Genomic DNA, 9,163 nt, shown 5'->3' with positions numbered 1-9,163 from the left:
AGAAACGGCTCCACCGCGAAAGAATATCGCGATAAAGCCGCTTAAGTTACGTCCGAGAATTATATTATTTCACCTGTCAACTTGACAGGGACTAGTACAAGTATCGCAATTAAGCGTCATTCTTCTTTTCGCTTGCCGAATTTCTTTCAGCCAGCGTCCGTGCAACCCACCGTTGCGAATAACCGTAATAACGTCCTAGCTCTGCTTGATTCGCACCGTTATAACGTTTTCGAATCTGGACAGCCGCCGACTTCCGATTATATAAGTGACTTGGAAAAGAAATCTGGCTGCCGTGGTAATATTCAAATACTTTGAGCATTTCTTCTTCCCCGACAATTTCCCGCAATTTTTGATAGATTGGTTGCAGTGCAAACGAATCAACCAGATCAGCCATTCTCTCACCTCCATATCATTAATTTAATTGAAAAGATAATACTTTGATAGTGCACTAATACATGCAACTTTCAGTCAACATGTCATTAAACTATGTACAACTGTCTATCAATTAATCATCCTCATACAACGCTACCCACCCCGCAACCCCATTCTTTCGCATATGTAAGTAGCTATTTTTAATAGAAAAGGCAATGAACTTATAACTAGTAATCTGACATGCACGATAAAAATCACCTGAGCAGCCATTAACTCTTTTACTTTTATCTTTCTTCCCTTCTCGCTATACTTATCCCAACCCCACCGAATAGAGCTGTCCACAATGACGATTGGCACCACCCGTCGACCACCTGATTGACCTGGCAGGTAACGCCCACCGAAGCTGGGCCAATCCTTTAAATTTATCAGTGGTCGAATTTCCAGTCACGATTATCAAAACTTATTACACCAACTCGCCAGCGGTCAACTGCACGCCGTGATTAATCATCGTTACCAGTCCACCGCCGTCAAAGCGGCGCAAACAACGGTTCAAACGGGGTACTTAGCCGGACGGACACTGCTGAGTTATCCGAAGGCCCGCGCACGACCCTGACGGCCTTACTTTCACAATTTATCTGCTTATGGGCCATGGGGCATGCGGCTCGTTCTGATTGGTCTGATTATCGGGCTAGTCGCCTACTGGTGCCACCGAAGCAAATGATCATCCAACCAGATAGTAAAGTACTTGACTATTATTTCAAACCGCGTTACAGTGAATTTAATCAAGTACTTGACGATTAATTTGAAAGGATGACGATGATGTCTGAAACTGAAAACTTTTTAAACCGCTTCTTACACTTTGACGCCCTGCTTCGGCGTTATGAAAATTGGCAACAACGGACCCACGGCTCACAAAGTAGCCTCCACCGAGGGCAAGGCCGGGTGCTGGCCGTTCTGAAAATGAAACCGGAGACCACCCAACGTGAACTGGTTTACGTCTTGAACATGAGCCCGCAAGCCGTCAGTGAATGCCTCGCGAAATTGGAAAAAGCCGGCTACGTCGAACGCAGTGCTTCCGCAACCGATCACCGCGTGATGGCAATCAAGTTGACCGACGCGGGGCGCGAAGCCGCTGACCGCAACGCTCAAGGTGCTTCTGATTCCGCCTTTGACGTCTTAACCGACGAGGAGCAACAGACTTTTGACGACCTACTAACTAAGGTCGAAAATAAAATTTTGGATGAACTTCCAGAAGACGACCTTGCACATCACACCATGCCGTTTGGCGGAATGCCCGGTGGTGGTCGGCCCGGCTGTGGTCGCGGCATGGGGCCAATGGGCCGGCGTTTTAACCGCATGGACGGTATGGATCGCATGAATGGGTGCGGGCCTTCCCGCTTCCCTAACGATTGGCCAATGTGATTGGGGGTAATCATCAATGTGTGGCACTTGGATGCTAGGCGGCCTACCGTGGTTGTATGGCGGGGGCGGTCCAATTGGGACGCTTGTTGTAATTGGTCTAATCATTTGGGCAATTTCCGCCCTAACCCGCCACGGCCACCACGATTGTCGTCGGTAAAAGAAGCATACTAAATAAGTTCCGTAAAACCGTTACCGGTTTTTACGGAACTTATTTAGTATGCTTGAGTTTGAACTATTTCACTTTATTCCTCATCCGCCGGGGCTTCACTGGGCGCCGTTACAGAACTTTCAGTCGCCGTTGCGGCAGTTTTCGATTTCGATTCAGGCGCGCTTGCTGCGGGCGCGCTGGTCGTACTTGTTTTAGCGCTACTATGGTTAGCAACGCTATTAGTAGCCGAATGGTGCTGAACTGGCACCGATTTTGCCTGACTAGTCTTCGTTTGCGCCGGTGCCGGCCACCGGTTTGCCGGCGTGCTAGAAACCGTCCCGGTCGTAGCGGACGTTTTGCCAAACGTGCTTTGCACCTTGGGACTACCCTTGGCCGACCAGTGATGATGCCACTGGGCCGCTTTTTTACTGTGATGCCGCGCCGCCGTTTTTTTGGCAACCGGTGCGGACTTCGCCTTGGCAACGCCCTTTTGAATCGTCACCGAACTTCGGCTCACCTTTGTGGCGGACGACGCCGTGACGGACTTGGACGTTGCCTTGCGATGGTGGTGCTCACTGCTGACGGCGGTTGCGGCCGGCGCCGTCACCTCATCACTAGCAGCGTTTGATTGTTTAGGGCGAAAAACTGCGCCCACAATAATTGCTAAAACAGCTAAAGTGACAATCAAACCGCCCCAGCGCCAGTGACGACGCCTTGTGCTTAATTTACGCTCTTGTTGGCGCAACGCTAAAATTCTTAAGTAGTCGCCCCGCCACTTCAGATCATTGCGGCGGTCACAGTAAAATTGAAACGTGTGTGCCGTCCGCGAATGTTGACTTTCGTAAGTCGCTTCTTTTTTTCGCATAGGTCTCCTCCGTTAGATAAGCCATCCTTTTGGTAAAAGTTATCCCCGTAATTATCCCCACGTTCATTATAGGTTTCACACCTTAACAATGACATATTCTCACTAATAATCCCGCTTTTCCGGCTTATCACCTGTTAACTACCGCAAATATGACCACTATTTGCAGTCATACCCGGAAGTTGTTCAGACCTTGTGGAAAGTTTGACGATCATCATTTATCCACAGTGGATAAGTTTCACTCGTTCCAACCACTTTCTTTTTGACGGCGCCCATATATCATGATACGATACATATAGTATCAATATATCACGATACGATATATCAAGGAGGCACTACCATGACAGAAACGGCTTTTTACATTCTGTTGTCGTTACTAGAACCCCGCCACGGTTACGGCATTATTCAACACGTTCAGGCCATTACCAATAACCGGATCATCCTCGGTGCTGGTACAGTTTACGGGACACTTAAAAAATTCCGCCAGGCTGATTTAATCGAATTGGTCTCCGCCACGGAGAGTAAGAAAAAGTACCAAGTTACCGCGGCTGGGCGTCAACAACTACAACGCGAACAACAACGGTTACAAGAATTACTAAATAACGCGGAGGTGCTTAACCATGCTGAAAAAGCATAAGATTTTTACTGTTTGGCAAGCCGATAAGGAAGCGCGCTACATGACCCAGATGATTCATCAGGGCAACGTCCTCGTGCGTACGACCGGGGTTACCGAAACCTTTGAAGCGACGGCCCCCCGTCCCGGGACCGTCCAACTCGACTACCAACTAGATGCCGATGTCGACGACTACCTCGCCATTACCCGCGAAGCCGGGTGGGAACTACTGACCGACTACCCCATTTTGAACGGAAAATGGCTCTACCTTTACCATCCCGACGAGCACGCCCGCCTTTACTCGGATAACCAGACCAAAATCGAACTCCTGCAACGCCTGCGCAACCGGTGGACGATCTTCGGGCTATTCTGCCTCATCATTGCGTTAGCCATCCTAGTACCACTTGGCTTTGTGGCCTTTAGTTTCATCCTCCCGCTGGTATTAGTGATTGTCTACGTCATTAACTTCACTTGTTTGACCCGCCAGATCAAGAGGCTCCGATCACCACTGAAAAACTAACCATTGTCAAAAGCAGCCGGCCTTTAAAAAGCGCCGACTGCTTTTGAACTGAATCCGATTGACAGCTAAATTTTTCCTACTGCCGTTGCGTCAATTCGTGTAAGGTTGCCGTAACGTCGTCTAACTTCGCTTTCCGTAGTCTAGCTTCAGCCATGGCGTGCGGCTGACGGTCATAAATCGCTAACCACTTGGTCGTCGCCTTAATCAACGCCCCGTTGCCCGTTTCGGTTGCGTGGTTAAACAGTTGGTTGACCTGGTCCACATTCAATTCCGATTTCCGTACCGGGGCCTTTTCAATCGTACGTTGACGCTCTTCAACCGCCGCCGTATCTTGTTGTTCCAATTGGTCTAAAGCTGCCAGTCGTTGCGTCAGACGTTCAAGCGTCTGCTCGTCAGCTTGGTCCGCCACCCGCAAGTAATGCTGACAAGTCAGTACGACCAATTGTTTGTACGTGCGCGCCTCGTAAGACCGCGGGGTAAAGGTTGCTTCCTGTTTTAACCGTGTATTGACTGCTTCAATTGTTAACATAATATTTTCCTCCTAAATTCATTCGTCTAAAAAACGTCGCCCGGAAATTCTCCAAGCGACGCCCCTCTCGAAGAATATCCGTCTACATTGGGGCACGTTGCATTGCTGTACGTTGCCGCTGGATCACCGTGTGTAGCCACTCACCAGACTCTTGATATTCAAGCCGTTATTCAATTTGTCGATTACTTTTTAGAATTGTTTCGCAACCGTTCGATTCCTTCAATTTGGCGTGAAAGTTGCGTCCGCTTGTCACTGCTCGTTTCCGCCGCCACTAACCACTGCGCGTACGTTTGGATGGCAAAGTCGTGCCAGTCACTCGGCTGCGCCGCCACCTCGTCTTTAAATAATTGGTCCACTCGTTCAACTGTGATCATCTTAATATCCTCCTAAGTTCGAATTTAATTAAAAAACCGTCTGGATTTCTCCAGGCGGCGTCGACCTTAGAGAATATCCACCTACATTGGGGCACGTTGCATTATTGTACGTTGCCGCTGGGTCACTGTGTGCAGCCACTCGCCAGACTCTTGATATTCAAACGATTTATTTAATTGAACTTAGTGTACCACTTATTTTAGAAAAAGCAATCCGTTGAGCTGACTAAACTTAGTCAACGGCATCACGGCGTTAACGTTTTGACCAACACTTCTAAAATCTGGGCCCGTTCACGTTGCCGATTCGCCCCCGCCAAATTTAACGCCGTCCGGACCAATTCGCCACCAATCATTGATAAGATGGTCTGGATCACGAGGTCATCGGGCCAGGCGACCAATAAGCCATCCTGCCGTAATTGCTTGAGTACTCCCGCCATTTGCTGAACCACGACCGGGGCCACCCGCCGAATCACAGTATCGCGGCGGTCTTGATCAAAAGCCACCATTTCCAAAATGACCTTGATTTCACGCTGGTTAGCCAAGACAAAGGCGACCCGGTCGTCGTAGATAGCCGTTAAGAAGGCCCGCAAGCTGGAATACCGTTGCCTCAACTCGTCATTGGAAAAATCGCTTGCCAGGCTCGGTGCGACGTGGGTCAAAATTGGTGCTAATACGGCGACTCGTAACGCTTCTTTGGTTCGGTAACGCCGATAGACCGTTCCTTCCGCCACCCCGGCACGGCGCGCGATGTCACTCGTACTGGTTTGCTGAAACCCCTTTTCGGCGAATAAATCCAAACTAGCTTGTAAAATGGCCCGTTGCTTGGGCGTCACGTCCTGGGCCGCTTCCAGATTTTGATTAAAATAGTCGCGTATCCGTGGATGTTCCATCGTAATCACACTTTCCGGTATCGTTTCATTCCAACGATGTTCAAAATTGTCAATGCCACCATAAAGCCTACCAAAATCAGCAGGTTAATGCTAATCTCGCTCAACGACGCCCCCTTAGTCATGACGTCAGTCAGTGCGTTGGCACCATAATAAAGGGGCATCACGTGGGCAACCACTTGCAGCCACGGTGCCATCCCCGCAACCGGAATCAACCCGGCAAAGAAAATTTGGGGCACCACGATCAGCGGAATAAACTGGATCATCTGAAACTCCGAATTAGCAAACGTTGAAATAAAAATCCCCAGGGTCAGGGCCACTAGCGCTAATAATAGGTTGATCAAGAAAACTAGCCAGATACTCCCAACCAGCTGAATGTGAAAGACCAGTGTCGAGAACAGGACCGTAATGACGGTCTGAATGACGGCAAATATCCCGTAACCAACTAAGTACCCACAAATAATTTCACCCCGGCGAATCGGCGTTGCCAATAGCCGACTTAACGTTCCCGTCGTTCGTTCATTAAGTAATGAGATCCCCGATATCAGGAAAACAAAGAAAAAGACAAAGAACCCGAGAAAGACTGGTAAAAAGTTTTCAAAAAACGTCGCGTTATTGTCACCATAAACGTAATCAGCCGTTGTCGTATACTTGGTCGGTTGTTGCGCTTTAGCTGGCGTTGCCGGCTGGGTGACCTGCCTCAGCCGTTGTTGCAACCGCGTGACTGTGGCGGTATCGCCGCTCGCTTTAGCCTGGGCAATCGCCGTCTTCAACCGCGCCGTTTTTTCCTGAACACGTTGCTGGGTGACTTTCGCCAACGCAGCTTGTTGCCGCGTTAACGCTCGTTTTTGCGTTTTGGTCACCGCAACTAACGACTTCATCTTTAGTTTAACCAACCCACTCTGGAGAGCTGCTTTAATGAGGGACGTATTAGTCGGGTTACTGTTCGCATACGTCACCGTTAACGTCGACCCCTTTTGCGTTAAGTAACCGTCTAAGTCGTGGCGCTTGATCATCGTCTTGGCCGGAGCCGCCGTCGCGTACTTTTCAACTTTAACGTGGCGCGTGCGGATATTTTTAAGCACTTGCTGATCCACGTTATGAGTGCCCAGGCTCGCGACTTGAGTCGTATTGCTTTGAAATAGGAAATACATCAAGGTCATAATTAATAGTGGTGCTAGAAACATTAGCGCCAAGGTCCTTTTATCCCGAATCATTTGGGTTAAAACCCGTTTAATAATTGCCATTGTTCGCATCTTGCAACCGCCCCGCTTTCAAAAAGACCTGTTCAATCGTCTCAACTTGATAACGCCGTTTCAATTCCGTCGGGGTTCCCTGCGCCAGCGCAACCCCGTGCCGGATCAACATTAAATAATCACAGCGTTCCGCTTCGTCCATGACGTGGGTCGTCACTAACATGGACTTGCCGGTCGCTTTAAGTTTATTCAGCTCGGCCCAAATTTGTTGGCGCAGCTCCGGGTCAATCCCCACGGTCGGTTCGTCCAACACTAACAGTGGTGGGTCCTGAATCAACGCAATGGCCAACGACAACCGGCGTTTCATCCCGCCCGAATAGCCACTGACCCTTTGATCCAACTGGGTGGTCAAATTAACCAACCGCGCCGTATAAGCAATCATCTGTTGTAACTTAGCCTTAGGGACGCTCATTAACTGACCAAAAAAGGTTAAATTTTCCCGACCAGTCAACGTTTCGTACAACGCATCGCTCTGTGCCATGTAGCCAATCTTCGCCATCACCGGTCGATTTGGCATGGTTACCCCCATCACTTGAACAGTCCCACCATCGACTGCCTCCATCCCCAAAATATTTTTGATTAAGGTGGTCTTTCCCGCACCAGACGGTCCAATCAGGCCGTATATCATCCCAGCTGGTAAAGTCAGATCAATCTGGTTCAACACTTGGTGCTGACCAAACCGTTTACTCACCTGGCGGGCTTCAACGTAATTTTGTGACATTATTGATCACTCCCTTTTAAAATGAGTGACCACTCACTCATTAATTATGCTTATCATACACCGTCCTAATTGTCGTGACAACCCTAACCCTTAGTTACGTTAGTTGGTTGTCTAAAATACACAAAACCACCCAACGAGTTGGCGCTCGTTGAGTGGTCTACATTTAATTTAAGTTGATAGTCGTATCAAAGGTTTTAAAATCGTTATCGTCATCATAATCGTCAGTTTCATAACTCGCATCCCACTTCAACCGAACACTGGTTATATCACTAACTTTAGCTAATTTTGGTAATAAGAAGTAAACATCACCATCCGAATTAGTCCCGCTATTTAAATCACCATCAAAGTCATCACTGTCATAATCGGCATCGACTTGTTGGCCGTCATTGGTACTAAGTTCACCCTGGGTCGGATAAGCGGAAATATCCTGCCCAGCATGAATATTCATGTGAACTTTAACGATCCCATTGAATTCTTCCTTATCGCTACCACTGCCACTGGTATAAGACCCGTCCGTCTTATAAACGGTAACTTCATCAATTTTGAAAGTCGAATTAGCCCAGCTGCTATCACTGATTGATGCCGTATACGTTTGCTGATCATCAATATCAATTGAGTCATCACCAACCGTAATACTATCGCTATCGTCGCTTGAATCGGTATCCGAATCGTCTTCGTCGTCAAAATCGTCATCATCACTGTCCGAATAATCCGAATCATCGTCACTGCTATCGGTTGAATCCGCTGCAACCGACTCACTTTGATAGCTATCACCATACGTTGTGACGTAGCTCAACCAATCCGTGTTAGTAGCGTATACCAACGAAACGACCGCTAAAATACACCAAGTCCACCACGTTTTGGTCCACGGTTTTGCCGAAAGTGGGGTTTTATCAAACCGCACACCAGCTACTTGTGACCGTTGGCATAAAAAGACAATCACCAAAATTGGTCCAACAAGCGGGACAAGTGCTAACCATAAGTAATGCGCCGAGCGATTGGTGTCATGTAACCGCCGGACGGTCGCCGTAAATTGCATAATCGACATCCACGACATTAGAACGGCATAAATGAGTAATAATAGTACTTTTCTAATTTCCATATGAAATGGCGCGAATTCAATTGCGGGATAGTCGTAAACCGCAACACCCAAAATAATATTAACAATTAAACTAATAATCACTAAATCTAGATAAAGCCACCAATACTGAGGCCGCGAAATCCGCTGTGCCCAGGTAAACGTTTGCCGGGCACCCAACTTTAAAGCCGTCCACATGTTCGTCCGGTCCGGCTGTTTAGGTGCATTATTCATCGTCAACAGTTCAGGACTTGGCTGTTGCTCCGCCGTCGTCGACTTTTCCTGCGTTGCACCGCAAAACGGACAAAAGGTGGCCTCTTCGGGAATTGATTTCCCACAATTAATACAAAACTTTGTGTCTGACATCGATGTTCCCCCTAAAAT

General features: G+C 48.2%; 11 protein-coding genes. 3 read left to right on the top strand and 8 right to left on the bottom strand.

Annotation, left to right across the window (positions count from 1 at the left end; genetic code table 11):
* Window positions 1-109: 109 nt before the first annotated feature.
* Window positions 110-394: a Mor transcription activator family protein gene (locus FFM82_RS04455; RefSeq protein WP_137644661.1), complete on the bottom strand. Its 285-nt coding sequence runs from the start codon at window positions 392-394 to the stop codon at window positions 110-112.
* 797 nt (window positions 395-1,191) lie between these two features.
* Between FFM82_RS04455 and FFM82_RS04450 the strand changes: the two genes are divergently transcribed.
* On the top strand, window positions 1,192-1,794 hold the full coding sequence (locus FFM82_RS04450) for a MarR family winged helix-turn-helix transcriptional regulator (RefSeq protein WP_170178210.1): 603 nt from the start codon (window positions 1,192-1,194) through the stop codon (window positions 1,792-1,794).
* A 242-nt stretch (window positions 1,795-2,036) separates the two neighbouring features.
* Here FFM82_RS04450 and FFM82_RS04445 read toward each other — a convergent pair whose 3' ends face one another.
* On the bottom strand, window positions 2,037-2,807 hold the full coding sequence (locus FFM82_RS04445) for a hypothetical protein (RefSeq protein ID WP_137644659.1): 771 nt from the start codon (window positions 2,805-2,807) through the stop codon (window positions 2,037-2,039).
* A gap of 337 nt (window positions 2,808-3,144) precedes the next feature.
* Here FFM82_RS04445 and FFM82_RS04440 point away from each other — a divergent pair, with 337 nt between their 5' ends.
* Both FFM82_RS04440 and FFM82_RS04435 read left to right on the top strand, forming a co-directional pair.
* On the top strand, window positions 3,145-3,441 hold the full coding sequence (locus FFM82_RS04440) for a PadR family transcriptional regulator (RefSeq protein ID WP_137644658.1): 297 nt from the start codon (window positions 3,145-3,147) through the stop codon (window positions 3,439-3,441).
* A complete protein-coding gene (locus tag FFM82_RS04435) occupies window positions 3,425-3,937 on the top strand; it encodes a DUF2812 domain-containing protein (RefSeq protein WP_137644657.1) in 513 nt (170 codons plus the stop codon). The genes FFM82_RS04440 and FFM82_RS04435 overlap by 17 nt, the downstream gene beginning before the upstream one ends.
* Window positions 3,938-4,013: 76 nt before the next feature.
* Here FFM82_RS04435 and FFM82_RS04430 read toward each other — a convergent pair whose 3' ends face one another.
* From FFM82_RS04430 to FFM82_RS04405, 6 genes are all read right to left on the bottom strand, one after another.
* Entirely contained in the window at window positions 4,014-4,466 is a 453-nt protein-coding gene (locus FFM82_RS04430; protein WP_137644656.1) for a hypothetical protein, read from the bottom strand.
* Window positions 4,467-4,648: 182 nt separating this feature from the next.
* On the bottom strand, window positions 4,649-4,840 hold the full coding sequence (locus FFM82_RS04425; protein ID WP_137644655.1) for a hypothetical protein: 192 nt from the start codon (window positions 4,838-4,840) through the stop codon (window positions 4,649-4,651).
* A 242-nt stretch (window positions 4,841-5,082) separates the two neighbouring features.
* The gene (locus FFM82_RS04420; RefSeq protein WP_137644654.1) at window positions 5,083-5,727 is read right to left on the bottom strand and encodes a TetR/AcrR family transcriptional regulator; all 645 of its coding nucleotides are present in this window, start codon (window positions 5,725-5,727) and stop codon (window positions 5,083-5,085) included.
* A 5-nt stretch (window positions 5,728-5,732) separates the two neighbouring features.
* Window positions 5,733-6,980 carry an ABC transporter permease gene (locus tag FFM82_RS04415; protein ID WP_137644653.1) on the bottom strand — a complete coding sequence of 416 codons (1,248 nt, stop codon included), beginning with the start codon at window positions 6,978-6,980 and terminating at the stop codon, window positions 5,733-5,735.
* Window positions 6,958-7,701, bottom strand: a complete 744-nt coding sequence (locus tag FFM82_RS04410) for an ABC transporter ATP-binding protein (RefSeq protein ID WP_137644652.1) — start codon at window positions 7,699-7,701, stop codon at window positions 6,958-6,960. The genes FFM82_RS04415 and FFM82_RS04410 overlap by 23 nt, the downstream gene beginning before the upstream one ends.
* Before the next feature lie 163 nt (window positions 7,702-7,864).
* Entirely contained in the window at window positions 7,865-9,145 is a 1,281-nt protein-coding gene (locus tag FFM82_RS04405; RefSeq protein WP_137644651.1) for a DUF805 domain-containing protein, read from the bottom strand.
* Window positions 9,146-9,163 lie beyond the last annotated feature (18 nt).

The organism is Lactiplantibacillus plajomi (assembly GCF_005405405.1).
Lineage (GTDB): Bacteria > Bacillota > Bacilli > Lactobacillales > Lactobacillaceae > Lactiplantibacillus > Lactiplantibacillus plajomi.
Note: the sequence above shows the minus strand (reverse complement) of the source record. Positions and strands in the feature narration are given on the sequence as shown.

Coding starts and splice junctions, on each gene's coding strand:
- FFM82_RS04455 (WP_137644661.1), bottom strand. CDS start 394: ATGGCTGATCTGGTTGATTCGTTTGCACTGCAACCAATCTATCAAAAA.
- FFM82_RS04450 (WP_170178210.1), top strand. CDS start 1,192: ATGTCTGAAACTGAAAACTTTTTAAACCGCTTCTTACACTTTGACGCC.
- FFM82_RS04445 (WP_137644659.1), bottom strand. CDS start 2,807: ATGCGAAAAAAAGAAGCGACTTACGAAAGTCAACATTCGCGGACGGCA.
- FFM82_RS04440 (WP_137644658.1), top strand. CDS start 3,145: ATGACAGAAACGGCTTTTTACATTCTGTTGTCGTTACTAGAACCCCGC.
- FFM82_RS04435 (WP_137644657.1), top strand. CDS start 3,425: ATGCTGAAAAAGCATAAGATTTTTACTGTTTGGCAAGCCGATAAGGAA.
- FFM82_RS04430 (WP_137644656.1), bottom strand. CDS start 4,466: ATGTTAACAATTGAAGCAGTCAATACACGGTTAAAACAGGAAGCAACC.
- FFM82_RS04425 (WP_137644655.1), bottom strand. CDS start 4,840: ATGATCACAGTTGAACGAGTGGACCAATTATTTAAAGACGAGGTGGCG.
- FFM82_RS04420 (WP_137644654.1), bottom strand. CDS start 5,727: ATGGAACATCCACGGATACGCGACTATTTTAATCAAAATCTGGAAGCG.
- FFM82_RS04415 (WP_137644653.1), bottom strand. CDS start 6,980: ATGCGAACAATGGCAATTATTAAACGGGTTTTAACCCAAATGATTCGG.
- FFM82_RS04410 (WP_137644652.1), bottom strand. CDS start 7,701: ATGTCACAAAATTACGTTGAAGCCCGCCAGGTGAGTAAACGGTTTGGT.
- FFM82_RS04405 (WP_137644651.1), bottom strand. CDS start 9,145: ATGTCAGACACAAAGTTTTGTATTAATTGTGGGAAATCAATTCCCGAA.